The sequence below is a fragment of the Shewanella oncorhynchi genome, assembly GCF_030848765.1.
GTDB lineage: Bacteria > Pseudomonadota > Gammaproteobacteria > Enterobacterales > Shewanellaceae > Shewanella > Shewanella oncorhynchi.
On record NZ_CP132914.1, the window covers coordinates 1,977,325 to 2,003,092 of the forward strand.

25 protein-coding genes are annotated in these 25,768 nt (G+C 43.5%); 16 read left to right on the forward strand and 9 right to left on the reverse strand.

From position 1 onward, the window contains the following. Nucleotides 1-52 precede the first annotated feature (52 nt). The 5 genes from RA178_RS08885 (at nucleotide 53) to RA178_RS08905 (ending at nucleotide 5,469) form a co-directional block, all read left to right on the forward strand. Complete coding sequence (locus tag RA178_RS08885; RefSeq protein ID WP_028759597.1) at nucleotides 53-433, forward strand: DUF6508 domain-containing protein; 381 nt, start codon at nucleotides 53-55, stop codon at nucleotides 431-433. Between the two features lie 139 nt (nucleotides 434-572). Then, a complete protein-coding gene (locus RA178_RS08890) occupies nucleotides 573-2,285 on the forward strand; it encodes an AMP-binding protein (protein WP_306685170.1) in 1,713 nt (570 codons plus the stop codon). Nucleotides 2,286-2,629: 344 nt separating this feature from the next. Further along, a complete protein-coding gene (locus tag RA178_RS08895) occupies nucleotides 2,630-3,376 on the forward strand; it encodes a substrate-binding periplasmic protein (RefSeq protein ID WP_263208087.1) in 747 nt (248 codons plus the stop codon). A 165-nt stretch (nucleotides 3,377-3,541) separates the two neighbouring features. Continuing rightward, nucleotides 3,542-4,582 carry a M14 family metallopeptidase gene (locus tag RA178_RS08900; protein WP_198573683.1) on the forward strand — a complete coding sequence of 347 codons (1,041 nt, stop codon included), beginning with the start codon at nucleotides 3,542-3,544 and terminating at the stop codon, nucleotides 4,580-4,582. Beyond that, entirely contained in the window at nucleotides 4,579-5,469 is an 891-nt protein-coding gene (locus RA178_RS08905) for an alpha/beta fold hydrolase (RefSeq protein ID WP_306685171.1), read from the forward strand. The genes RA178_RS08900 and RA178_RS08905 overlap by 4 nt, the downstream gene beginning before the upstream one ends. 35 nt (nucleotides 5,470-5,504) lie before the next feature. Here the strand turns inward: RA178_RS08905 and RA178_RS08910 are convergent, their stop codons facing one another. Beyond that, the gene (locus RA178_RS08910; RefSeq protein WP_028759602.1) at nucleotides 5,505-5,912 is read right to left on the reverse strand and encodes a YccF domain-containing protein; all 408 of its coding nucleotides are present in this window, start codon (nucleotides 5,910-5,912) and stop codon (nucleotides 5,505-5,507) included. Between the two features lie 267 nt (nucleotides 5,913-6,179). Between RA178_RS08910 and RA178_RS08915 the strand changes: the two genes are divergently transcribed. From RA178_RS08915 to RA178_RS08930, 4 genes are all read left to right on the forward strand, one after another. After that, complete coding sequence (locus tag RA178_RS08915) at nucleotides 6,180-7,208, forward strand: pyridoxal-phosphate dependent enzyme (protein WP_306685172.1); 1,029 nt, start codon at nucleotides 6,180-6,182, stop codon at nucleotides 7,206-7,208. An 81-nt stretch (nucleotides 7,209-7,289) separates the two neighbouring features. Continuing rightward, the gene (locus RA178_RS08920; protein WP_113940909.1) at nucleotides 7,290-8,003 is read left to right on the forward strand and encodes an NrtR DNA-binding winged helix domain-containing protein; all 714 of its coding nucleotides are present in this window, start codon (nucleotides 7,290-7,292) and stop codon (nucleotides 8,001-8,003) included. 357 nt (nucleotides 8,004-8,360) lie between these two features. Next, nucleotides 8,361-9,248 carry a ribose-phosphate diphosphokinase gene (prs, locus tag RA178_RS08925; protein WP_263142484.1) on the forward strand — a complete coding sequence of 296 codons (888 nt, stop codon included), beginning with the start codon at nucleotides 8,361-8,363 and terminating at the stop codon, nucleotides 9,246-9,248. Between the two features lie 10 nt (nucleotides 9,249-9,258). Further along, on the forward strand, nucleotides 9,259-10,731 hold the full coding sequence (locus RA178_RS08930) for a nicotinate phosphoribosyltransferase (RefSeq protein WP_306685173.1): 1,473 nt from the start codon (nucleotides 9,259-9,261) through the stop codon (nucleotides 10,729-10,731). Between the two features lie 157 nt (nucleotides 10,732-10,888). Here the strand turns inward: RA178_RS08930 and RA178_RS08935 are convergent, their stop codons facing one another. The 5 genes from RA178_RS08935 to RA178_RS08955 all read right to left on the reverse strand — a co-directional run bounded on the left by RA178_RS08935 (nucleotide 10,889) and on the right by RA178_RS08955 (nucleotide 14,424). Continuing rightward, nucleotides 10,889-11,149, reverse strand: a complete 261-nt coding sequence (locus RA178_RS08935; protein ID WP_263196328.1) for a hypothetical protein — start codon at nucleotides 11,147-11,149, stop codon at nucleotides 10,889-10,891. 300 nt (nucleotides 11,150-11,449) lie between these two features. Next, a complete protein-coding gene (locus RA178_RS08940) occupies nucleotides 11,450-11,623 on the reverse strand; it encodes a hypothetical protein (RefSeq protein WP_006082106.1) in 174 nt (57 codons plus the stop codon). 726 nt (nucleotides 11,624-12,349) lie between these two features. Next, the gene (locus RA178_RS08945) at nucleotides 12,350-13,072 is read right to left on the reverse strand and encodes a ChrR family anti-sigma-E factor (RefSeq protein WP_306685174.1); all 723 of its coding nucleotides are present in this window, start codon (nucleotides 13,070-13,072) and stop codon (nucleotides 12,350-12,352) included. Further along, nucleotides 13,065-13,727: a sigma-70 family RNA polymerase sigma factor gene (locus tag RA178_RS08950; protein WP_198573689.1), complete on the reverse strand. Its 663-nt coding sequence runs from the start codon at nucleotides 13,725-13,727 to the stop codon at nucleotides 13,065-13,067. Before RA178_RS08950 ends, RA178_RS08945 begins: the two co-directional genes overlap by 8 nt. 145 nt (nucleotides 13,728-13,872) lie before the next feature. After that, nucleotides 13,873-14,424, reverse strand: coding sequence for an LON peptidase substrate-binding domain-containing protein (locus RA178_RS08955; protein ID WP_028759610.1), 552 nt, complete (start codon nucleotides 14,422-14,424; stop codon nucleotides 13,873-13,875). 101 nt (nucleotides 14,425-14,525) lie between these two features. On the opposite strand from RA178_RS08955, the gene RA178_RS08960 reads away from it, so the two are divergent. Next, a complete protein-coding gene (locus RA178_RS08960; RefSeq protein WP_263181456.1) occupies nucleotides 14,526-15,140 on the forward strand; it encodes a class I SAM-dependent methyltransferase in 615 nt (204 codons plus the stop codon). Between the two features lie 324 nt (nucleotides 15,141-15,464). Then, nucleotides 15,465-16,409, forward strand: coding sequence for a chemotaxis protein CheV (locus RA178_RS08965; RefSeq protein WP_105252200.1), 945 nt, complete (start codon nucleotides 15,465-15,467; stop codon nucleotides 16,407-16,409). 169 nt (nucleotides 16,410-16,578) lie between these two features. Here the strand turns inward: RA178_RS08965 and RA178_RS08970 are convergent, their stop codons facing one another. Both RA178_RS08970 and RA178_RS08975 read right to left on the reverse strand, forming a co-directional pair. Beyond that, nucleotides 16,579-17,220, reverse strand: a complete 642-nt coding sequence (locus tag RA178_RS08970; RefSeq protein ID WP_306685175.1) for a hypothetical protein — start codon at nucleotides 17,218-17,220, stop codon at nucleotides 16,579-16,581. 51 nt (nucleotides 17,221-17,271) lie between these two features. Continuing rightward, entirely contained in the window at nucleotides 17,272-17,631 is a 360-nt protein-coding gene (locus RA178_RS08975; RefSeq protein ID WP_028759614.1) for a DUF2750 domain-containing protein, read from the reverse strand. A 430-nt stretch (nucleotides 17,632-18,061) separates the two neighbouring features. Between RA178_RS08975 and RA178_RS08980 the strand changes: the two genes are divergently transcribed. Both RA178_RS08980 and RA178_RS08985 read left to right on the forward strand, forming a co-directional pair. Further along, nucleotides 18,062-19,360: a lytic murein transglycosylase gene (locus RA178_RS08980; protein WP_306685176.1), complete on the forward strand. Its 1,299-nt coding sequence runs from the start codon at nucleotides 18,062-18,064 to the stop codon at nucleotides 19,358-19,360. A gap of 138 nt (nucleotides 19,361-19,498) precedes the next feature. After that, the gene (locus RA178_RS08985; RefSeq protein ID WP_105252202.1) at nucleotides 19,499-19,987 is read left to right on the forward strand and encodes an FKBP-type peptidyl-prolyl cis-trans isomerase; all 489 of its coding nucleotides are present in this window, start codon (nucleotides 19,499-19,501) and stop codon (nucleotides 19,985-19,987) included. Between the two features lie 194 nt (nucleotides 19,988-20,181). On the opposite strand, the gene RA178_RS08990 is transcribed toward RA178_RS08985, so the two are convergent. Next, on the reverse strand, nucleotides 20,182-22,125 hold the full coding sequence (locus RA178_RS08990; protein ID WP_306685177.1) for a M1 family metallopeptidase: 1,944 nt from the start codon (nucleotides 22,123-22,125) through the stop codon (nucleotides 20,182-20,184). A gap of 254 nt (nucleotides 22,126-22,379) precedes the next feature. Here RA178_RS08990 and RA178_RS08995 point away from each other — a divergent pair, with 254 nt between their 5' ends. The 3 genes from RA178_RS08995 (at nucleotide 22,380) to ushA (ending at nucleotide 25,453) form a co-directional block, all read left to right on the forward strand. Continuing rightward, the gene (locus RA178_RS08995) at nucleotides 22,380-22,607 is read left to right on the forward strand and encodes a DUF3389 family protein (protein ID WP_306685403.1); all 228 of its coding nucleotides are present in this window, start codon (nucleotides 22,380-22,382) and stop codon (nucleotides 22,605-22,607) included. Between the two features lie 92 nt (nucleotides 22,608-22,699). Beyond that, complete coding sequence (locus RA178_RS09000; protein ID WP_219255626.1) at nucleotides 22,700-23,371, forward strand: alpha/beta hydrolase; 672 nt, start codon at nucleotides 22,700-22,702, stop codon at nucleotides 23,369-23,371. A gap of 363 nt (nucleotides 23,372-23,734) precedes the next feature. Next, nucleotides 23,735-25,453, forward strand: a complete 1,719-nt coding sequence (gene ushA, locus RA178_RS09005) for a bifunctional UDP-sugar hydrolase/5'-nucleotidase UshA (RefSeq protein WP_263142468.1) — start codon at nucleotides 23,735-23,737, stop codon at nucleotides 25,451-25,453. The last annotated feature ends 315 nt before the right edge of the window (nucleotides 25,454-25,768 follow it).

A 25,768-nucleotide genomic window follows, 5' to 3' on the forward strand; every position in this document is an offset into this window, starting at 1 on the left:
GGTGTCGTACAAGTTGTGGCAGCAGAGGCAACCAAAACCTGTGAGGTGTGTTATGGGGACTTCAACAATGACATCCGATTGTGGTTTATACACTAAATATCTTAAGGATTTTACGGCGGGTGATGTGATATTAAGTCATGAGCGAATGCTGGAATTTATTAATGACCTGACAACGCAAGGTTGGTTATTGGCTAATTTCACTTGGGACTATTGGTATAACAACAGTTACTTAGTCGATAAACCTGCCTATATTCGTGATGCGAGCATCGCACAATGTAAGTTGCTGCTAACCGCCATGACGCGACTCGAGGTTTTTAGCCCCGGCGTGTTAGAAAATATGCGTCGCCAAGGGGTGTTACTGGCCATTGTTGAGCGGTTACAAAGCTTAAATGTGCCTAAGTCGAGTACTCATTTTGAGTTTATCAGCCGTTAGCACTGGGCTTTAATGGATTGTTATCTAATAGTTTGTCTTACTCTTTAGTCTAATAAAGTGCTTTTTTACTTGTGACATGATCCGTGGATTGGTTAGTTTGGGGCTCGCTAACCATAATAATAAATGCACGGAGGCCTTAATGTCAGTTCCTACAAGCCAAGTTATAAGCCCGCTCAATGTTAGCGAGTTTAGAGGCGAGTCATCACCGAAACTCGTTGAGAAGACCATAGGTCAATATCTTGATGAGATTGCGGCAACGTATCCCGACCAATTAGCTGTCGTCGTACACCATCAACATATCCGCTGGAATTACCGCCAATATCTTGCCCAAATCGATGCGCTCGCCACAGGACTATTAAAACTCGGCATTAAGTCTGGTGATAGGGTTGGGATTTGGTCGCCTAACAATATCGAGTGGTGTTTAACTCAATATGCGACCGCTAAAATTGGCGCCATCATGGTATGTATTAATCCTGCGTATCGTCCTGAAGAGTTACAATACGCGCTGAGTAACGTGGGTTGTCGCGCGGTAATTTGTGCTGATAAGTTTAAATCCAGCAATTATCTTGAGATGCTATATGAATTGGCGCCTGAGCTAACTTCTTGCCCAGCGGGTAAATTACAAGCTAAAGCCGTACCTGAGCTTGAATTTGTGATCCGTATGGGCGCAGAGAAATCCGTCGGTATGTTGAATTTTGATGACTTGATCGTTGATGTGACCGCCGCTGACAGGATAATGCTCGAGAGTATTGCTAAGGAATTAAGCCCGTACGATGCGATTAATATCCAGTTTACCTCTGGCACGACGGGCAGCCCGAAAGGTGCGACCTTATCCCATCATAACATATTGAATAATGGCTATTTAGTCGCAGAGGCGATGAAGTTTACCTGTCACGATAAACTCTGTATTCCAGTGCCTTTATACCATTGTTTTGGCATGGTACTCGGCAGTTTAGTCTGCTTAGCCAAAGGCGCAACTGCTGTGTTCCCCGGAGAATCCTTCGATCCACTGACGACATTGCAAGTGATTGAGCAAGAGCGTTGCACCGCTTTGCATGGCGTACCGACCATGTTTATTGCCGAGTTGGAACACCCAGAATTTGCTCGTTTTGATTTGAGTTCCTTACGTACCGGCGTGATGGCGGGGGCAACTTGTCCTGAAGAAGTGATGCGACGTGTACAAAACCTGATGTATATGAAGGAAGTGCTGATTGGTTATGGACAGACCGAATGCAGTCCGCTCAATCACATTACTGAAATCGACTCACCCGTAGAGAAACGCGTGCTTACCGTTGGCCGTGCTTTACCCCATACCGAAGTGAAAATTGTCGATGAATTTGGCGAAGTGCTGCCAATTAATCAACCTGGCGAAGTCTGTAGTCGTGGTTATTGCATTATGCAGTGTTATTGGAATGATCCTGAGAAAACGGCGGCAACCATAGACAGTCAAGGCTGGCTACATTCGGGCGATATTGGCCAAATGGATGAGCAAGGTTATGTGCAAATTGTGGGGCGCATTAAAGATATGATTATTCGCGGCGGCGAGAATATTTATCCCCGTGAGATTGAAGAGAAACTTTACACCCATAAAGATGTGCAGGATGCGGCGGTCTTTGGCGTTCAAAGCGATAAATACGGCGAGGAAGTGTGTGCTTGGATCAAAGTCCGCTCAGGAGCCGCGATTACAGAGGCTGATATTCGTCATTTTCTCACCGAGAAATTCGCCTACTTTAAAGTGCCGCGCTACATCAAGTTTGTGGATCAGTATCCAATGACAGTGACGGGAAAAATTCAGAAATTCAAAATGCGCGAGCTGATGTATCAAGAGTTATATGAAGATATTAATGCTTAAGTGATGTGATTTTGCGAGTGCGCTTTTTTGACTTTCAAGCCGCGCAATGCGGCTTGAATTTTATTCTATCTAGCTATTTCGGTTAGCAGATAAACGAACAAGCTAATTGGCTAACGAAAAAGTTGGCGAGTCATACCATCAAGCCAAGCTACACTTTGAGTTAGCTTTCGCTGCTAATATCATTATTCTAATTGTAATAAAACTTCACTTCCCCGCTGTGGCTTGATGGCTATACTAAAACTAGTCATAAAATCTAACCAGTCATAAAATCTCGGCAGATAAAAACGAAAGCGTTAAGTTGTCGATGATGTAGTCGTAAATCCATGCAGGCAAAGGAGTACTAAATGGTTCGATGGCGTTCAATGCTCCTTGTGTATTGTCTTTCCTTTATGGGATTGAGCGTAGCTAAAGCGGATACCTTAATGCTCACTTCTTTACTTTGGCCGCCATATTCAGGAGAGCAATTAACGGAGCAGGGTGCCAGTATTGCCGTGGTACGGGCGGCGCTGAACGTTATGGGACACCAATTAGACGTGGATTTCTATCCGTGGAGCCGCGCTGTCAAACTTACGACTATGCCGAACTCTGACTACATAGGTTATTTTCCTGAATACTATGTAGAAACTGAAAAGTTTATTTTTTCAAAACCGATTGGCGAAAGTCCATTGGGGCTGGTGGAGCAAAAGTCCCATCCAGTAAGTTGGAATTATATTGAAGATCTTAATCGCTATACCTTAGGTGTGGTGAAAGATTATGTGAATACTCAGGCCTTAGATCGCATGATCGTTTCCGGTGTTCAGCGGACTGAAGCTGTGACTTCGGATGAGCATAATGTCAAAAAAGTTGCCGCGGGTCGGATTGATGCCGCGGTGATTGATGTCAACGTTTTGCACTATTTACTCAAGCAAAAGCCCTTACAGCCGCTGGCGACAAAGTTGCAAATCAATCGGCAAATTCTGGCGAATAAGCAGCTCTATATCGCGTTTCGTAATACAGAAGAGGGACGGCGTTGGCGAGATATTGTTGACCAAGGTTTAGCGCAGGTTGACGTAGAAACCATCATTGGAGAGCTACTTTATCGTGAAGACTAATGTAGGGTTTTAGGATAGTTTATTCTTTGTTTTACTCGCTATTTTTCCGCTTATTTCCCCGTAAAGTCACTTCTGATATGCAGTTTGTCATCATTTTGTCTTTGTTCACTATTAGTATCACTTTAACGGCATGAGTAGTTCTCTCATTTTATTGATTAAGGTGACATGAAGAAACTTCCTTTTGAGCTTCCATTTGAGTTAGATACGCTGCAGCAACTCATTGATACTCATCATCTTAAGTTGGATTATCAGATCCTTGCCGACATTCCATTCCGCCAAGAGCATTTCCCCCTTTACAGTGTTGAGTTAGGAGGTACAGATACGCCTTGTCCGACTGTGCTCTTTGTGGGTGGCGTGCACGGGGTTGAGCGTATTGGATCTCAAGTTATTTTGGCATTGTTGAACAGTTTGTTGCAGCGGCTTGTTTGGGATAAACACCTACAACAGATGTTAACGGGCCTGCGGTTAGCTTTTGTACCTGTAGTGAATCCTGTTGGGTTATTCATGGGAACGCGGGGCAATGGTAATCAAGTGGATTTGATGCGTAACGCTCCGATAGAATCCCGTGAAAAAGTGTCCTTTATGGTGGGAGGACAGCGTATATCGTCACGGCTGCCCTGGTATCGCGGTATTGGGGGAATGGAGCTGGAAACTGCGGGCTTAGTTGCCTATGTACAACAACTGTTGAGTCGCAGTACAAGTTTGATTTCGCTCGATGCCCACTCGGGATTTGGCTTGAGTGATCATATCTGGTTCCCCTACGCCCATACCCGTACCGCTTTCGAAAATGCCAATTATATTTTTCATCTAAAACAATTGTTTGAACAGAGTTATCCCCATCACGGCCATTATCGGTTGGCGCCACAGAGCCAGTTTTATCGCACTCATGGTGATATTTGGGATTATCTCTATCGCCAGCATCAAGTGGCAGATCCTTCTGCTCAGGTGCCATTTTTACCTTTGACATTAGAGATGGGATCTTGGGCATGGATAAAGAAGAATCCTAGACAAATATTTAATTTTGCTGGCTTTTTTAATCCACAAAAAACACATCGTCACCACAGGATTTTACGCAGGCATACAGTACTCATGCAATTTATGATGGAAGCGGCCTATGCCCAATCGTTAGAGCAGTTAACACCTGAACGTTTGACTGAGCTGACAGAGTGCGCACGGCATTATTGGTATCGGGAGTCTCAGTCATGACCACTTGGGTGTTATTAAGGGGATTAATGCGTGATCAGCGCCATTGGAATGGTTTCGATCAGCGTCTGCGACAAAAGGGATTGCGAGTGCTGACACCGGATCTTCCGGGCAATGGGACGCTATCCCACGAATTAAGTCCGCTTAAGATTGCCGATTATGCCCATGCCGTGTGGCAGCAATTGGATGAGCAGGTACAGGAAGGGGAGACTATTTATCTCCTCGGCTTGTCTATGGGCGGTATGTTGGCGCTGGAAATGGCATGCCAGCGACCTTGGCAGATAAGGCATGTCTTTGTATTAAACAGCAGTGCGGCGAATTTATCGTCTTGGTATCAAAGATTTAACCCGCTGAATGCATTGAAGGCTTTTTTCATGCGGGCTCGGGGTAACGCTTTACATCCAATCGAGTCGACTATAGTGCGTTTAACCAGTTTTCGTCATCGGCGAGATCGAGAGTTAATTGTCAAGTGGAGTGAGTTTCGCCGCGATACCACACCAAGTGGACGCAATTTATGGCGACAACTTTGGGCGGCTTTTCAATACCAATGTCCATTGACTGTGGAAGTGCCGATAACTGTGCTCTGCGGTGACCGTGATGCGCTGGTGAGTATGGCATCGAGTAAGGCGTTAGCATGGCATTTTTACACCGATTTGATTGTACTTGCTTATTGTGGTCACGATGCTGCTATAGATGCACCCGCAAAACTGGCGCATTATCTGTTGGACATTGTGGGGGCGACTAAGCCGCAAGCGCAGTTTTCTGCGGATAGCGAGTCTGCCAATACTCAATATGATTGCAATGATTTATTGGAGGAAGAAATAGCCTTAAACGAAGCGATATTTGCTGTATGGGATGACAAAGCGCTATCCACTCTTGAAACCAAATAATCGAGAGTGAATAGCGCAGTTAACGCATTGTCTTATTAAGCTTTAGCCACTACGGTTTGGCCTATCGGTGTGAGGCTGAGTAAAGCCAACTTAAGATGTTGTATCCCAAAGGGAATACCGATAATCGTCACAAAACAAGCTAAGGCGTGGACCAAATGCCCTATGGCTAACCAGATCCCAAACAGTAAGAACCAAATGATATTTCCTACCATGCCTAATGCACCTGTGCCTAAGTCTTCACGTCCAGTTAAGTGGCGACGGTTCATTTGTTCTTGGCCGAAGGGCCAAAAGGTCATTTCGCCGATAACAAAACAGGCGCGGCCGAAGGGAATACCAATGATACTGATAAAACACAGGATACCTGCAAGCCACCAAGCGAGTCCCATTACAAATCCGCCGAGTACAAACCAAGCTATGTTGAATATTAAGCGTAATACAGCCATTGAAAACTCCTTATGTTTACCCTGTTAGCCTTTATCGTTAGCTTCGATAAATTGAATATATGTCAATGTCTAAGCGATAACTATGCCAACTATTTAAATTATTCATAATCAATGGGTTAATTATATGTGTTCGAGATTCATGTGTCATTTTCACTAGTTTTTCGCCAAATTGATAATTTCTTAAGGGCGTAACAGGAAGGGCGGAGTTACACTAGCCTTCCCTTAACTGGTTTAAAAAACAGAGAATTTAATCGTTTGAGTAGCTTGATGTTTGCAAATTCCCCTGTCGATACATTTGCCTTTGCTGGCAGAGACATATTCCTAAAACGTGATGATTTACTGCATCCGGCGTTTAGTGGCAATAAAGCTCGCAAATTCGGCTATTTTTTAGATCATGAGTTTGCAGGCATCAGCAAGGTGATAGGTCATGGCTCGCCATTAGCTAACTCACTGTATTCATTGTCAAAATTGGCGAAGATGAAAGGCTGGCAATGTGATTTTTATGTAGATCATATTGCCAGTCAAGTGGTTAAATATCCTACGGGCAATTACGCTGCCGCTTTAGCGAATGGCGCTAATATTATCGATTTAAGTGTGTTAATAGCACAAAAGCAGGCGTGCACTCAGCCGCAATCTGAACCTCACGTTTTGTCAAATCTTAATGCTAGGCCTGACCCTACAGCGCAAGTGGGCGATGTGCGACTGAGTTGCCAAGATTATATCGAGGCTCAAGTACTCGTGAATGAGCCGACGGCGCTTTTTATCCCAGAGGGGGGGCGCTGTGCTTACGCCGAATACGGGATAAATAGATTGGCGCAAGAGATAGTACAGTTTGCGCAGGCGAATGGATTGGTTGATTTAACGGTGTTTTTACCTTCGGGGACGGGAACGACTGCGTTATTTTTAAATCAGTATTTTATCCGTCAGCAAACGGATATTCGTGTCGTGACTTGTGCCGTTGTCGGTGGCGATGATTATTTGCGCTTGCAATTTTCGTTGCTTAATACCAATACCAGTGAGCATCCACAGATTGTTAATGTCGGCAAGAAATATCATTTTGGTAAACTTTATCCGGAATTTTATGCCATGTGGCAGCGGGTCTGCGCCTCAGGCGTGCAGTTTGAATTACTCTACGATCCCTTAGGTTTTATTGTGCTTGAGGAATATTTACAAGGCGGAGGTTCTCGTCCTGTGATGTATATCCACCAAGGTGGCTTACTCGGGAACGAGACCATGTTGCCACGTTATCAGCGTAAATTTGGGCAAAGTGGCTCATCCTGTGCCTCTGATCATTGACTTAGTGACGCTAAGACATAATATGTTTGAAGCTGTGTAATGCTAAGTTAAGCTGATGATTTGGAACGATGAGAAATATCAATGACTGAAGCGGAATATCTCGCCAATTACGATCCTAAGGTTTTTAAGGCTCAGCTACTGACAGTGGATGCAGTATTGTTTACCTATCACGATCAGCAACTTAAAGTACTCCTAGTACAACGCTCAAATCATCCATTTTTAGGTTTATGGGGATTACCTGGAGGGTTTATCGATGAAAATTGCGATCAATCCCTTGAGCAAACAGTATTACGTAAACTGCATGAGAAAACCGCGGTAGTACCACCTTATATTGAGCAGCTCTGTACTGTGGGTAATCGTAGTCGCGATGTAAGAGGCTGGTCCGTGACTGTGTGTTATACCGCCTTGATGAGTTATCAAGCTTGCCAAATTCAGATTGATTCAGTGAGTGATGTTAAGTGGTGGCCATTAGCAGATGTGTTGCAGATGCCCTTGGCGTTTGATCATTTGCAGTTAATTGAGCAAGCGCGGGAACGCTTAACACAGAAAGCCTTATATTCTTTAGTGCCAGGATTTGCACTGTCTGAACCTTTTACCTTGCCAGAACTGCAGCATGTTCATGAGGTTTTACTGGGCAAGCCTATCCAAGGTAAATCTTTTCGTCGGCGGGTTGAACAGGCCGATTTATTGATCGATACGGGATTAAAGCGCACCGAACGTGGTCGTCCTGCTAATTTATACCGCTTGAAACCCAATACCGCATCGTATCGCTTCTTAAGAAATTTAGAATGTTGATCACAGTGAATGTGGATTTAAGCAAGATATTCGCCTTGCTCAATATGAGTTACGGCGACTGCTTATGCCTTATTCATGGTGACTTTGAATCAGTAAAGGCTGTTTAATTACTGATTTTGCCTTAATGTCTCCGGTTCTTGTATTACTCGATACCCATATTGTAGCTTCTTAGTTGTCGCGCCCACCAATAGTGTCCAAAAGACACTATATGCCATTTAAGCATAACATTTTAGGTTGCGGCGTCTGAAATAGTCTAAAAATCAACTTTACACAATAATGTCTTTAAGACACTATTGTTCATGTAGACAACAAGGGCGCCGTCAATTTCGGCAATCTTGCCACAGACAGGAGGTTACTATGTCTCAACGTATTCAAACGTCTCAAGATGCTTCTCACGCTCAATGTTCGCAAGCCGATTTTTATCGGTTACCCGCAGCTAGCGATGAGACTCACTACCGTTTATTTCAATTTGGTGCGGGGGAAAACCATGTTCAGCTGCTTGTTCCTCCAGCTAAACGAGTAACGATCTTTTTCAGTTATCGGGGCGATCATTCCATCATGCAGCTCTTGTTGTTAACTGATGCACTGCGTCGCAGTGGTGCCGAGCAAATTGATCTGTTATTGCCTTATATGCCGGGCGCTCGCCAAGATAGGGTATGTAATGCTGGTGAGGCCTTGTCGGTAAAAGTCTATGCTAGCCTGATTAATCAGCAGCAATATGCTTCAGTCACCGTTTTTGACCCGCACAGCGATGTCACCGCCGCATTGTTAGACCGAGTTCAGGTAATAGACAACCACAGCTTTGTCGCCGCGATCGCAGCCCAATTATCGGGTGAGCTAGTGTTAGTCTCACCCGATGCAGGGGCGAATAAGAAAGTATTCGGCTTAGCTAAAGCGTTACAGGGAATGCCGGTGATCAGGGCTGATAAACATCGTGATGTGGTCAATGGCCATATTATCGCTACCGAAGTGTTCTGTGATGACTTATCGGGTAAAACCTGCTTAATCGTTGACGATATTTGCGCGGGTGGCAGAACCTTTATTGAACTTGCCATCAAATTAAAGCAAAAGGGTGCACAAAGCGTTATTTTGATCGTGTCACATTATGAAGATAAGGCCAGCGAGTTGGTACTGCGAGAGTCGGGCATAGACAGATTATTTTGTACCGATAGTTTAGGTGTCCCCACACATATTTCGAGCGAGTTCTGTCATTGTCATGCTGTTTTGAGTTATATGAATCATTAAGGAAAATATTATGTACTTGAATCCCGTTACCGCCATTGATGGCTATAAAGTCGACCACCGTCGTCAATATCCCGATAATACTCAAGTGATTTTTAGTAACTTAACCGCCCGTAAATCCCGTCGTGGTTACACTGACCAAATGGTGTTTTTTGGCTTGCAATATTTTATCAAGCATTTCTTGATTGACAGTTGGAACCGTGATTTCTTTCAACAACCCAAAGATCAGGTCATTCGTCAATTCTCCCGCCGTATCAATAACTATCTCGGGCCGAATAATGTTGGCACTCAGCATATTGAGGAGTTGCATGATTTAGGCTATTTACCAATTAAAATTATGGCATTACCTGAAGGCTCAGTGTATCCATTAAAAGTGCCTTGCTTGATTTTGTACAATACCGATGAGCGGTTCTTTTGGTTGACCAATTATCTCGAAACCATCCTTTCCGCTAATGTGTGGGGTATGTGTACCAGTGCCACTACCGCGCTGCAATACCGCAAAATATTTGAGACTTACGCGCTAGAAACCGATGGTGACATCGCTTTTGTTGATTGGCAGGGTCACGATTTTAGTTTCCGTGGCATGTATGGTGCGGAGGCCGCGATCATGAGCGGCGCCGCACATTTACTCAGTTTTACTGGGACTGATACCATACCCGCCATTGATTTTCTTGAGCAATATTACTGTGCCGATAGTGATAAAGAACTTGTCGGTGGCAGTGTGCCTGCAACGGAGCACAGCGTGATGTGCGCGGGTGGCATGGAGAATGAATTAGAGACGTTCCGACGTTTGATTGAAGATATTTACCCAACGGGCATTGTCAGCATTGTTTCAGATTCTTGGGATTTTTGGCAGGTGATGACAGAATTCACCTTAGCGTTAAAAGACCGCATTCTTGCCCGCGATGGCAAAGTAGTGTTTAGGCCTGATACAGGTTGCCCTGTGAAGATCATTTGTGGCGATCCACAAGCACCAATCGGGAGTCCCGAATATAAAGGCGCTATTGAGTGTCTGTGGGACGTCTTTGGGGGTAGCACAACTGCCAAAGGTTACAAAGCGCTGAATAGCCATGTTGGACTGATCTATGGCGATTCAATCACCATTGAACGTGCTGAAGCCATTTGTGCTGGCTTAAAGGCTAAAGGTTTTGCGTCAACCAATATTGTGTTTGGAATTGGCAGTTTTACCTATCAACACGTGACCCGAGATACTGACGGTTATGCCGTGAAAGCGACCTTTGCGAAAGTTGATGGTAAAGACAGAGAAATATTTAAAGATCCTAAAACAGATGATGGCACTAAAAAATCCGCTAAGGGTTTAGTGGCGGTATTTAAAGATGAGCAGGGTCAATTTTATCTTAAAGATCAAGCCAGCTGGCAAGATGTCAACAATTGCGAGTTTGTTCCCGTATTTGCCGATGGTGAACTATTAACGGAATATTCTTTGGCAGATATTCGCGCAAGGTTGGCAGAGTCTAGAAATTGAGCCTATCGATTTGTGATTTTTAACGGCTATCGACAATAGCGAAGATAAAACTGGCAATGTGATTTCTATTAGGGTCATATTGTCAGTTAAGTTTTGAATTTATTTTAAGTCGCGTAAGTAAAACGCCCCATAAATAGTCAAATGCAAATACAAGCGATTAAGACAGTAACTGGTTCCGTTTAAGAATTTTATAGGTACGACGGCCAATGTTTTCGAGGTTTTTTAAATCTTTTAGGCTAGGCGCCACCTCACTAAATTGCCAATAACTGATTTCGGCATCTAACATTTCCAGCATTTTCTTCGAACAACCTAAACATTGTCCATGGCACAGTTGTGCTTCTTCTAAATTGAGTGGAATAGTCTCTTTGATCTGGTTTATCAAGGTTTGCATGGCAATTTGAGTATTGGGTTTTGGCATAGATGATGTGCTGAACAGTATTCATGTGTATGAATATTAGCGGATGCTGCAATGGAAAGAGGTGATCTAACGCTGGATTTGACTCATTTGGTTCGGCAGGTATCTGTGTGAGAGAGATACAGCCTGAACCAAATGTGCTCGTCATAATGACGTAAAAAAGGATAGCGTGTTCGTGACATTCGGCTATCAGTCTACTTAAGTGCTCGGTACTGCGAAGATAATGGAAACCGATTAAATACACTTGAGTAAACGGGTACTGCGGTATTAATTTTTAACTTATCGTTTTACTTACTTTTTGACTTATTTGTTCGCGGACAATAACCATTTCATAAAGCTGATGGCTTCTGTACGTTTAGAAAAAGTCTGTCTGTTTTTACCTTGACGATCGGTAAAAGCAATTGAGGTTTTATTTACTGAGATTGAATCTACAGGGAAGTTCACTGTAATTTCATGTCCATTAATTTTGTATGACATATGCCACACTCCTTTTTGTTAATTCACCCATAGGTGAGATAGTTGTAACTATAAAATATCCTTAGCAATTGTGCGAAAGATTCGTTCTATTGAGTATCGAGGTTACCCCATCTTTGATTCATTAATCAAGAGATGCTTAATCGATAAATATTTCATGTTGTCGATTACGTCAATGGAATAACTCGATTCAACCAGTTGACCATAGCTTAATGACAATACTATGACAACAAGGAGAACGGTAAGTTCACAGACATAACCACATGATTTTAGTGATATCGAATGATTGAGCTTATGGGGTTTTGCTTGTAGTAGGCTTTCTTTATGAGGACCGAACTCTGATTGCTAAATATCAGGCTGGGTTAAAAAGGTAAACAACAAGGTGTATCTCAAAACGACGTGCAGTATATCAATAAAAATGGCTTATGCAAGTTTAATTTTTATTCGATGTCATTATTTATTTGCCAATGTTGAATTAAAGTGTGTTTTTTGTGGCCATTTACTTGATTTAAAGAGGAATTGCCAGGCCTATTTATGGGTTCGTTTTTATTTTTGTGGTAATTGACTAAGGTTAATATTGCCGTTTTATAGGTAAATGTTATAAAAAATCCCACTAAAACAGGTCATTTTAATGGGATTAATCGTAGTCAGTTATGTAATGGAATTATTAAACTGAATTTATAAATGAATCTATGCGTTTGCTCTTGTTTAAAAACTCAGTCAAAAGGTTTAATAAATCAGTTCACCTATGGGATTAAGTAGCTTACTCAGACCTTTGGTAAAATGCAGCGGTGCATCTAATACTGTGTAGCATAAGCAACCGTTAATGGTTTTCGGTGAGTGATGATGTTGGCCGTCAAGCACGATAAAATCACCTGGGACATAGTCACCATTTAGATCGGAAAACTCTCCGGCTAGTAATAGTGTTAGTTCATAACCTTTATGGGTATGTTGGGGGATTTCACCTTGGGCATCTATATGCAATAGGCTAGCGCGGGTGTTCGTTTCATCGACATCAAAACGCATGCGACTGACTTTGCCTAATATTTGCCATGGACGGGCCAAATGCTGACGAAACACCGAGGGCACAGTGTAATGCTGTTGCTTTATGTCGACATCGATAGGGGCGTTATTAGGCACATTTGTTGCTGCCGGTTGAGCCATGATTTGCGCCATCATAGCGTCAATGTCCAATGCCGATTCTTGATTGCCGCCTGAGTGTTGCACCTCAACATACTCTCTGTGCATCAACTCTTCGCCCGTATCATTTGCAGCATGACCGCCATCAGGATTTAATGCTAAATTTGCAGCTTGTTCTGTGAATAGGGCAAGCTGCTCTCGACAAGTATCACATAGGTCGCAGTGTGCGGATATTGCTATCGCCATTGATAAAGGTAAGTTCCCATTGGCATGGCTGACGAGTAATTCTTGTTGGGGATGATGCTTAATCATTGTGTGTCTCCAAGAAGCTTTTCAACTTTTCTAGCCCTAATCTTAAACGGGACTTTATGGTCCCTATCGGTACCTTTAGGGTATCGGCTAGCTCTTGTTGAGTGAGTTCTTGCATGTAAATGCCTTGCACAACTTGTCTTTGTGCTATGGGAAGGGCATCAAGATGTTGGAGTAATTTAGCCGTCAACTTGTGATCAGTGAGTGTGTCCTGAGCCATGGTCGCATCACACAGCGGCCAAATATCATCACCGAAAGTATCTTCTCTATTGTGTTGTACCCGTCTAAGCATATCGAAACATTGATTACGCATAATGGTAAACACCCAAGTTGTCACTGACCCTTTTTCTGCATTATATAGATGAGCCTTAGTCCAAACGCTGGTCATGGTTTCTTGTACTAAATCCATCGCCAACCCTTGTTGATTCAGTCTTTGTAAACCAAAGGCTCGGATCTTGGGCATGAAATGCTGGAATAAGTGACCAAAGGCGGCTCTGTCTCGGTTGTCTGCTACTTGTAGCATAAACGTGATTAAAGCATCCGCTTGAGGCTCGCAGGTTTGGGAAGCTGGAATTTCGTTATCCATAGCCGAATTAGTCAGAGACGTGATTGGGACATGATACCGAGTTTGCCTGCTTTGTGATTGAATATTTTCCATTATTTTCGCTCTTATCCCAGTCGTGAGTGCTGAGTGTGATATCAGTAACGACAAAATTGAGAAGTGTGTTGCACTTCTGAGCCCAGTTTTGCTGTCAAACTTCCAATCAATACGAAGTGGCTTAAATAAAGGATCATTCACAGCATTATTTAATGACGGCCCGCAATAGATCTCGGGTCATAATATGATCTAAGGCATTAATGCAGGTGTACTTTTCGGATGCTTGTACGGGTAATATTTCTAGCCAGCGCTGGCAGACCCAAGCGATATCATCGAACTGTTCTGTTTGGTAGTGCTTGAGATGTTGCGGATATTCCTTAAGAATGTTTTGTAACATTTGACTCAAGTAACGTTCATCGGTCGCAATACGTACAGCAGGCCAATTGTCGATTAAACTGACGTCTCCGCGCTTTAAACCATCGGCTTCGACACTGATTTTATCAAGTTTAAAGCGTTTTGAACCTTGAATACTGATCCCTAATAGTCCGTCTGGTAAGGTTTCAAAATCAATAATATGCACTAAGGTGCCTATGGGCTGAATGGTTTTACCATCCTCTTCAAGCATACATAAGCCAAAGCCTTGGCCTGACTTTAATGATTCGGCGACCAAGCGCTTATATCTAGGTTCAAATACCCGCAGTTGCGTGTAACCTTCGGGCAATAAACAAATGGGTAATGGAAAAAGAGGTAATTTCATCGTGGCCTCTGGTGAACTTATGTTCCTATCATTACGTACCATAATGGCAGTTCGATCAGTAAAATTATTCAACAGTAGTTTACCCATAGTGAGAGGATGGCATGAAATTAAATCCATTTGAGAAAAAGATCGTTCAGCATCCATTACGTTTTTGGCTACAAAATCATCTCGAAGCGCCCTTATTGACCTCTATGATGCCAAAACCTATGGCTTTGTGCGAACGCGCATTAGAAATAGGTTGTGGGTTTGGTAACGGCATTCAGTTGATCCGCGAACATTTTGGCGCGGGACATATCACGGCCGTGGATATCGACCCTGACATGGTTGCCTCCGCACAATCCCGCTGGCAATCTCGGCCGCAAGGATTAAAAGGGCTGAGTTTCTCGGTTGCTGATGCAACATGTTTACCCTTTGCCGATAGCGAGTTTGATATGGTGTTTGATTTTGCCGTATTTCACCATATTCCAGAGTGGCAAGCGGCCATTAAGGAAGTTGTAAGGGTGCTGAAACCGAACGGATACTTTGTGATAGAGGATTTATATCGTGCCGCAATTTGTAACCCATTGAGCCGGCGCTTATTTGAGCATCCACAACAGAATCGCTTTAATCATAGTGAGTTGTTAACGGTATTGCGCCAGCTGGGATTTGAGATTGTCCGCGATAGAAATGCCTTTAATCTTGCGGGTATGGTGCTCGCCCAGAAAATATTGCGTTAGGCGTTAGGCGTTAGGCGTTAGGCGTTAGGCGTTAGGCGTTAGAGTTGGTGCTTAACCTAAGTTGAATCGTTAGGATTAAATGATTGCGTTAACACTAAGACCAAATATTAGCAATGTCGCGTATTATCTGAAAATATAAGCTTAGGGATGCAGATATCTGAGATGCGCTAAACGAAGTTTATGGCCGAACTTTGCGAGAGTGGTTGTAATTTTTAGATAAAATAGACTCTCGGCATGGTTCTTCATGGGAGTTTACCGCTATAATTTGAGCTAATCCGTCGCATGTGGGGAAAGGATTTTCCTCAAGAGTAGAGAAGCAGCATTATGGCAAACGTACTTGCAACCGTAGATCAGCGTACCAAACTCGTTGGTGAGAACCGACTTGAGTTGTTGCTCTTTAGCATTAATTCCACGCAGTTATTTGCCATTAACGTCTTTAAAGTCAAAGAAGTCGTCAAGCTTCCTCCCTTGAATGCGATGCCGGGTAGTCATCCGCATATTTCTGGTGTTGCTAATATTCGTGGGATTTCTATCCCCGTGATTGATTTACGTTCGGCCATAGGGTTTAAGCCCGTGCCGCCTAACGAAGATGCCAATATGATCATCACAGAATATAACCGTAGTGTGCAGGGTTTCTTAGTCGGTAAGGTTGAACACATTATCAACATGACTTGGAGCGATATTATGCCGCCGCCGAAAACGGCTGGGCGTAATAATTATCTAACGGCAATTACTCGCATAGAGCATCAAGGTCAGTCGCAGTTAGTGTCTATTATCGACGTAGAAAAAGTCTTGGCGGAGATCATTCACTACGATATCCGTTTATCTGAAGGTGTACTTGACGAAACCTTAGTCCATGAAATGCCTGGCAGAAAAATCCTGATTGTGGATGATTCGTCGACCGCCAGACGTCAAGTGCGTGAAACGTTAGGCCAACTGGGTATCGAAATTATTGAGGCATCTGATGGCTTACAAGCGCTGACGTTATTGCAGAAATGGCGTGATGAAGGTAAACAAGTTGCCAAAGAATTATTGATGATGATTACCGATGCCGAAATGCCCGAAATGGACGGTTATAAGCTCACTTCTGAAGTGCGTAGCGATAAAGCTATGTCGGATTTATTCATCACCTTAAATACTTCGTTGAGTGGCAGTTTTAACCATGCCATGGTTGAAAAAGTGGGCTGTGATAAGTTTATTTCTAAGTTCCAACCGGATTTGCTGGTGGAAGTGGTGCAAGAAAGATTAAGACAAGTGATCAATCACTGATCGCATTTTGAGATTTGAACTATCGGTGATTGACCTTGAGTCGATCATCGATAGGTTCGGCGCTTTGAATGAACGCTTTAATAACAGTTTTTAATACGGTCTTTGAATCACATTCTTTCAACTGCTTTTCTGCGAACATCTGCCGACCAACTACCTGTAACTCGCTCGATTATAACGCTAATTCGGCTGCTATATCGTGTAATACTTGGCGCTTCATTTCTTTGGCGGCGGCGATATGGATACGGGCGAGCCTTAAGGCATAGTTGAATCTTGCTCGGCCGACGAGGCGTACAAGTTCGGCAAAAAACTGTGGATCTAAAGTGAATTGCGTCGAATAGTATTGGATAGCGGCATTGACTGAATTAAAAGTCACGCCATCGAATTCAAAACCTGCGTTATAACCTTGGTCGTCAATTTCTTCGCCCTCTAATACCAGTGGCCAACCGGGCGAATTGATACGGTCGCGGGCAATTTGGTACATCATCCAAGCACTTTTTTTAAAACCTTCAAACACTTTGCAGGAGAATTCGGACTCAGTAAGCTCTTCTTCTGTCCAATTAATCCCAATGGCGAGGTGTTTCGCATAAATACGCATCAGTGCATCTTTGACGGCCATACGACAATCCCAAATGGAACTAAGAGTATGTTGTTTGGCTAATCGCAAACATTCGCTGCAGGTGGGCACAGCTAACGAAGCATGTGGTGTATGTGTGTGTGCGATATATTCGAACTGTTGATGACTCGGTTCGCCACAAAACCAGCAGGTATGGCGTTTGTCGAAGGGAATATCGATAAGCGGAATAGCAGACATCAAGGAATGAGCACCTCAGTCCTTGATGTCATCAATGGCATACTGAAGCGATTAAACCTCTTCAACATCAACCAAATCTTTTGCTAAAACAATCGGATCAAGTTCAAGACAATCTTCATCGGTTTGCCAATCAACACCGATTAATACACCATCGTCGTTTAGATCTGAGACCCAATATTCTAGAAATTCTTCTAATGAAATAGAAACGGGTTGATAGTCGTGCCATTCGTCGCTGCAATGGGATTTTGCAGTAGCTTCATTTGACCATAATGGCATCACATCTGTGTCTTCAAATTCTGAAGAATCACAAACGACCCAGCCTTCGCCAGTTTCATCCATTAGACCCCAAAGCGTCTGATGTTGTTTTACATTTTTGATAAAGCCAGCCAAAGCCGCATTGATTTCAGTCATGATAGGTCTCTTTGATGTGTGCTGTTAACTTATCCATTATACGGTAACGTGCTGCGATACCAAGGGATTCTTTGTTAAGAATTTTTTTGTGTTGGATAACTGAGCAATAAGCCTATGCCGCAAGGTATTTATGGCGATAAGGATTGTGTTACGTGTCACTATGGGTCAGGATTATTGGTAATGAGTCGCCTTGGTACAGGCTGTTTTACTGACTAAATGTGGCTCAGATAGGGGCTTTACGTAGCGGAGAAACGTGTCTTCTATGCTTTTGGCCGTTAAAGGTGTTTTGGATTCTAACCTTTAACTCGTTATGCCAAGGCGAATATCTCTCTAGGGCAATTCCCTCTCGAAGAAGGAAGATTGTCGTGTTTAGCCACAGCAGTGTGATTACTGTGTCATTGTTGTGAGATCAAATATTGGAGTTGTTGATTTGATTAAAATTAAAGGGTTAACTTATCTATTTGCGAGTATTGCCGCCTGTGTCAGTCTGAGTGCCTGTTCAAGTGCGCCAACGGCGAGTGCTAACGCAATCAGCACTAACGCAAGTGGCATTGCTGCTGAAGTCAATCAAATGCCCGATATCAGTGCTAGCGTACAATCTAATGCAGAGGCGTTTCCAATGTGCTTGACTGGACTGCAAGCGCGGGCACGTGCAGAAGGCCTGTCAGAGGCGACGATAAACTCTACCATTGCGAACTTGAAATTTGTCCCTCGAGTGATTGAGCTGGACCAACAGCAACCCGAATTCAGCCAGACATTTGATAATTATTTCAGTAAGCGCGCGACCGAATGGCGGGTCAATGAAGGCCGCCGATTACTGCAAAAGCACAGTGTTCTACTCAATCAATTAGCGCAAAAATACGGTGTCCCGCCGCAATATATCTTGTCTTTTTGGGGGCTGGAAACGAACTACGGTTCCTATAAAGGCAAAATGTCGGTATTGAATTCGCTGGCGACTTTGGCCTGTGAGCCACGCCGTAGCAATTATTTCACCATAGAGCTGATGCAAGCCTTAAAACTGAAAGAAAAGTATCAGTTTGATGATGACACTATGGTGGGATCATGGGCAGGTGCTATGGGACATACGCAATTTATGCCTTCTGCGTATGCCAAATATGCAGTCGATGGTGATGGGGACGGTAAGGCCGATTTATGGAATAGCACCACAGATGCGCTCACTTCTGCCGCGAACTTTTTGCAGCACTTAGGTTGGCAGCGTAATCAGCGTTGGGGGCGTGAAGTTTTGTTGCCAAAGGATTTTAGTTACAGTCATTTAGGTGCGAAACAGCCCTTGTCGTTATCGGAATGGGCAGCGCTCAATGTAACGCAGTCGAATGAGCAACCTTTGCCTGCCGTCGATATTCAAGCTGCGCTGTATTTGCCTGCGGGACACACAGGCCCAGCCTTTTTAGGTTATGAGAATTTTAATGTGATCATGCGTTGGAATCGCTCCGAATTTTATGCCATTACGGTTGGGCACTTGGCCGATCGTATTAATGGTGGACAACCCTTGATAGTCAGTCCGCCTGAGCAACCACGCTTAAGCCGCGAGCAAGTAAAGCAACTGCAAACAAAACTGAACGAGGCTGGATTTGATGTTGGTAAGCCTGATGGCGTGTTGGGACGTAACTCTATGGCAGGGTTGCAAGCCTTTCAACGTAGCAAACAGATGATTGCCGATGGCTTCCCAAGCCCAGAGGTGTTTACCGCTTTAGGATTATCACTTTAGTTACAGTAGCTACTGTAGCCAAAGAGCGCTCGCTGCGGGTTTTGAGTGCTTTGAGGCCGGATAAAAAAGTGGAGTGAAAAGCGCAGTTTTGTTAAGCTCGGCCCACAATTGAAATCGAAGAAAATCAAAGGATATTCGATGAGCATTAAAGACGATATGGTTGTGCAGTTTAACTACACACTGCGCGACGAGAAAGGTGAAGTGATCGAGACGAACGAAGGTCGCGATCCGATTGCCTATTTACACGGTCATGACAACATGATGCCAGGTGTAGAAAACGCGATAAACGGTAAAGCCATAGGTGAAAAGTTCACTGTAACCTTGCCTGCTGCTGAAACCTACGGTGAGCGTGTAGCGGATGCTGACGCACACCAACGTGTGTCAGTTAAGCATTTACTGGGTGCGACTGTGTGGAAACCAGGCATGACAGCAGTGGTTAATACCGACCAAGGTCAGCGCCAAGTGACTATCGTTAAAATGGGTAAGTTTATGGCGACTGTGGATGTAAACCATCCATTAGCCGGCCGCGAACTGACATTTGATATTGAAGTCGTAGGTGCCCGTGATGCGAGTGATGAAGAAATCGCCCACGGTCATGCCCATGGTGCAGGTGGTCATCACCACTAATCTTTAGGCTTCGGGCTCGGCTTCGAACTTGGCTTTTATCTGACTCAATGTGAGTGGAGTATAAGTTCAGTATGAGTTGAATGAATCGAGGCTAAAGATTAAATAGCAAAAGCCCAAACCTAGGTTTGGGCTTTTTGTTTTTATGGTGCTAATGGCTTAATGATTGTCGCAACCGCTAATGGCTCTTTATCTTGCTAATGGCTATGTTCATGCTCGAGTGGTTTGTCGGCAAACATCATATCTAGGCTTGCTTGGGTTTGGGGATGGTAGCCGCTGTGAGCCTTGAGATAGACACTCTTGGCCCAGTCGTATTTATCAGAGCTTGCTAGCTTTTGATATAAAGGCACGATTAAGCGCATGCGGCCAATATGGGTTAAGTGTTGTTTTAATGCGGGTAGTACTGCGTAATAGCCGTTGTCTAGGGCGAGTGAATACCATGCGAAAGCAATTTCACTGTTGCCAGTGCCCGTAAAATGGAACGCCTTATCTAGCTCGGCAAGTTTGGTTTGATCTAGATTGATCCTTGGCATTTCATTGATGAATCTTAACCACTGGTGGACTGTCCAAGTGCTGGTTTTCAACTCGCTTGCACTGAGTTTACCCTCGAGCCAAGTTTGTCTTTGGGCATCGATATCATCGAAGGCATGGGAATTGGGCGGCACAAGAAATGACGGTAAACCTTGACCTTCAATCCAAGTATCCACTTCACCTTCACTGACAAGATGGGGATATTTGTTTAATAGATTCAAAGATAAATATTCACGGAATTGCGCCGTAGTAATACTCTGAAATGCAAAATGATTGAAGTAGCTTTTCACAAAAGTGTCGAAGCGTTCACGGCCAAATTTTTGCTCTAAAAATATTAAGAACAACTGGCCTTTTATATAAGGGACACCGCTGAAGGCTTCGTCGGGCGAACGTTTACCGAGATTGAGATGTAGCACTGAATCGGCAGGAGTAAGTTCTGCAAGCTCGGCAAGCAATTCAGAGTAGCCGATGGTTTGCTCCATCAGCGCTCGGTCACGACCATAGAGATCTTCCATGATGCGGTTCTCAACATAGGTCGTAAAACCTTCATTAAGCCAGAGATCGCGCCAAGTGGCGTTGGTCACTAAATTACCTGACCACGAGTGCGCAAGTTCGTGGGCGATGAGGCTCACTAAGCTTTTATCACCCGCGATCACTGTGGGTGTAATAAAAGACAAACGCGGGTTTTCCATGCCGCCAAAGGGAAAACTTGGTGGCAAGATAAGTAAGTCATAACGTCCCCAAGGGTAATCGCCATAACGTTTAGCCGCGATTTTGATCATTTCTGGCGTGTCGGCAAATTCTTTGCTCGCTTTGTCGAGGATCTCTGGCTCAGCCCAAATGCCCGAGATGTTATCTAAGGGAGCAAACTTTAAATGTCCGGCCGCAATGGCAATCAAATAAGCTGGAATAGCCTGCGGCATAGTGAATTGGGTCTGACTGCTCGACAGGATTTTGCGATCGGCACTCATGACCACAGTGATGGCTTTATCGGCAGTAATTGTGGCACTATAGGTTTGGCGAACGGCTGGCGTATCTTGCAGTGGGATCCAACTGCGGGCGTGAATCGCCTGACTCTGACTGAACATAAAAGGCAACTGTTTACCTTGGGTTTGCTCTGGAGTTAACCATTGAATACCAGACGGATTATTCGACGTGTGGTAATTGATTTTAACTTTTTGGGTATCTTCATCGGCAAGTTTGATGGTCAGTGCCGCACCTTTTACAGCGTTCGCTTTAGCTAAGGTGAAGGGCACGCTTTGCCATTTTCCAGCTGTATTTAAAGCACTTACGCTGTTAATCGTCAGATCTCGAGTATCTAAGATGAGTTCTTTCCCCGCCTTATGCCAAGCTAAATCGAGGGTGGCTTCACCGGATAAGCGGTTTTGCTTAAAATCGACTACAAGGGCTAGTTCCAAATGACTCACGCTGACTTCAGTGTAATTGGCGTAGGTCAGTGCATCTTGGTTCTGCTGCGTATCAGCTTGTACAACAGTGGCAGTAGGCTCAGTGGTTAAGGTATTTGGAGTGCTATTGGCATAAGCGCAGGGAAGTAGTTGCAGGGCAAAGACTAGGGTGCTGCAAAGGACGGTTCGACGAAGTGAAAGCATTATTTATAGTAGCCTAATGATGAAGTATGTTAGTTCGAGTTTGGGGTGATAAGACCATCAATTCAGCTTGGTTTTCTGTTAACCCACTCTATATAGAGCAAAAGTTTACCTGATAATTCACTGGATTTGTTATCTCACTGTTAGCTCAAATGTAATCAAACTTTAATGGCTTGGATGCTGGTCAGGAAATGCCATCGGTAAAAGAGCACAAGTTTGCTATGATGACGGCGTTTTCACATAGGGCGGTTATCAAAATGGTGTTAGATTTTTCGCAGGGTAAGTTAATCGTTACTGAGTTCGAGGTTCAAGTGCGCCTCAACGTTGCCAGTATCGTACTGCAAGCGAGTGCTGAGGATATCGGCTTGAGACGTCAGCCTCCTATGCTGATCGCCGATGGTGGCGGTGTACGTTGGAGCTTAGTATTGGACTCAAATACTCAGTTACGTACGATTCAAGATGTGCTGGGCATGGATGCTGAATAACCTGTGCCCGAGTGGTGATGAGTGTTTAACGTATAGATTTATCATCATTTTTTAGTTGATGAGTGTTTAATATCGAATTGGGAATTTTTAGTATGTCAGTTTCTCTTGAGCGTATTGTTGTCGAACCTAAGACGCCTGCTACGGCTGTGGTTATTTGGTTACATGGATTAGGGGATTCGGGGGCCGGATTTGCTCCCGTAGTGCCTGCATTAGGCTTACCTGTAGATCATGCTATTCGATTTATTTTTCCCCATGCACCAGAGCAAGCAGTGACCATTAATGGTGGCTACGTTATGCGCGCTTGGTACGATATTAAAAGCATGGATTTGCATGACAGAGCGGATATGCAAGGCGTGCTTGAGTCGGAAAAAAGGGTTGCCGCATTAATTAATGAACAAATCGCGGCGGGTATTGCGAGCCAACGTATCGTATTAGCGGGATTCAGTCAGGGTGGAGTAATGAGTTTATTCTCTGGACTGCGTTTCCCTGAGCCACTTGCAGGGATTATGGCGTTGTCTTGCTATTTACCGACGGGCGATGTGTTACCCGCTGAATTAAGTGCGGCGAATCGCAATACACCCATATTACAGCAACACGGTCTACAGGATGATGTTGTACCATTATCCGCTGGAATGTTAGCAAAAGAAGCTTTAACGGCGGGCGGCTATCATGTTACGTGGCAGACTTATCCAATGCCTCATTCTGTCATTCCTGAACAATTGAAAGCGATTTCTAAGTGGTTATTACAGCGATTTGAAATGTAGATAAGTCTAATTGCTGATAAAAGCAGCATGCGGTAAGTTGAAATTTACCCATGCTTGTTTTTTTAAAGGAACAATCGCGATGTTTTTTCATATTTCCTAAGTTATTTATAACAAACGATTAAAATCCATTTATTCCATTTTTATTTTGTATTCTCTAAATATATAAAAATCAGTCATTCAGCTTATTTTTTATATGAAACAAATCCTTCTTAAAATGCCCGCCAAATTTCATATAAATGTCAAGTTTTTAATAAAAATGACACAATTTATCTTTATTATTTGCTATTATCCGTGACGCTGAACTTGATGGAGTTCACGGCAATCTTTCTATGATAAAATAATTAAAATCAAGGGGTTGATGTAATGAGACATATGCTTATTAAAGGATTAGTTGCAACTGCTGTTCTCGCTGCACTTGCGGGTTGTAATAATAGTGATGACGATAAAGTTCCAACAACGTGTGCTGAAGCGGGAAGTGCTTGTAAAACGTTTACCGTTTTACATACCAATGACAACCATGGCCGTTTCTGGGAAAACAGTGATGGTGAATACGGTTTAGCCGCTCAGAAAACTCTGGTTGATCAAATTCGTGCAGAAGTGAGTAAGAATGGCAGTCAAACCTTATTATTATCTGGTGGTGATATTAATACGGGTGTACCAGAATCTGATCTTCAAGATGCCATACCAGACTTTACGGGCATGAATAAAATTGGTTATGACGCCATGGCTGTTGGTAACCATGAGTTTGACAATCCGTTATCAGTACTTGATATGCAGCGTCGCCTTGCTGAATTCCCTATGTTAGCGGCGAACATTTACCGTAAAAATGCCGAAGGCAAACCTGGCGAACGTTATTTTGATGCCTATAAAGTATTTGACATTAATGGTCTTAAAGTTGCTGTTATTGGTTTAACGACAGAAGACACTGCTAAGATTGGTAACCCAGAATACATTAGCGATCTAACATTCACCGATCCCAAGGTGGAAGTTGCTAAAGTGATTAAAGAAATTAAAGATGCCAAAGCGGCAGATATCATTTTCGCTACCACGCACATGGGTCATTACGCGGATGGTAAAAATGGTAGTAATGCCCCTGGCGATGTGGCTATGGCTCGCGCATTGAAAGAAGGGGATTTACAAGTTGTTATCGGTGGTCATTCACAGAATCCAGTGTGTATGGAACCGGGGACTGACAACAAAGCCTATGCAGCCTTTAAACCTGGTGATGCATGTGCACCTGATAAACAAAATGGCACTTGGATCATGCAAGCCCATGAATGGGGTAAATATGTTGGCCGTGCAGATTTTGAATACTTTAACGGTGAACTCCATCTAGCGAGCTACAAGCTTGTCCCTGTGAATATGCGCAAACTGGATGATGCTGGTAAGAAAACTGCTGACTTAGCTGGCACTAAAATTGAACCGGATTCAGAGTTAAAAGAACTGCTTTCTTACTATCAAGAGAAAGGTCAAGCTAAGTTAGGCGAAGTCATTGCGACAACGGATGCCCTGTTAGATGGTGAGCGTGCAAACGTGCGTAATAAGCAAACTAACTTAGGCCGTATGTTAGCGATGGCACAAAGTGCTAAAGTGACTGCTGATTTTGGTGTAATGAACTCAGGCGGTGTACGTGCATCTATCAAACCAGGCAACATCAGTTACCGTGACGTGCTGACAGTTCAGCCATTTGGTAATATGGTTACCCTTAACGAAATGACGGGTACTGAAGTTGCGGCTTATTTAGGCGCAGTCGGCAGCCTTCAAGTCGGTTCTGGTGGTTATGCACAAATCACTGGTGTGAAAATGACCATTGACTGTGAGGCTAAAACAGCCAACATCAGCGACATTGGCGGCAAGGATTTTAGCCCAACAGCCACTTATAAGTTCACTGTACCTAGCTTTAATGCTGCGGGTGGTGACGGTTATCCTAAACTAACCAGCCCAATTCAAACGGGTTTTGTTGATGCTGATTTACTCTATTCTTTCTTGAAAGAGAAACAAGTGATTAAAGCTGCTGACTACAATCCTGTAGGCGATATTGTTTATGAGAACTCAAAAAGTGTTGAAGGTTGCCAACTTTAAGTAATCAATCATTACTCAGTGTTTCAATATTAATGCCACTCAAATGAGTGGCATTTTTTATGGTTAATTAATATTGAACTAAGTGTAAATTAATATTCAGCGTTTTATTTGGGATACACTTTGATTCATTTGTGGCGTGAGTTTCTCGGTGTTCTTTTGGTTAACAATTGAGATTTATTGTATCAAATTAAATATTTAATATATTCAACAGGTCTGTATTGCTTAACTCCATGATGTATATCCGGATATCTTATATTCAAGTTGATTTATTTTGTGTCAATTTGTTTTAGTTTGAGATTAATTGTTTTTAATGGT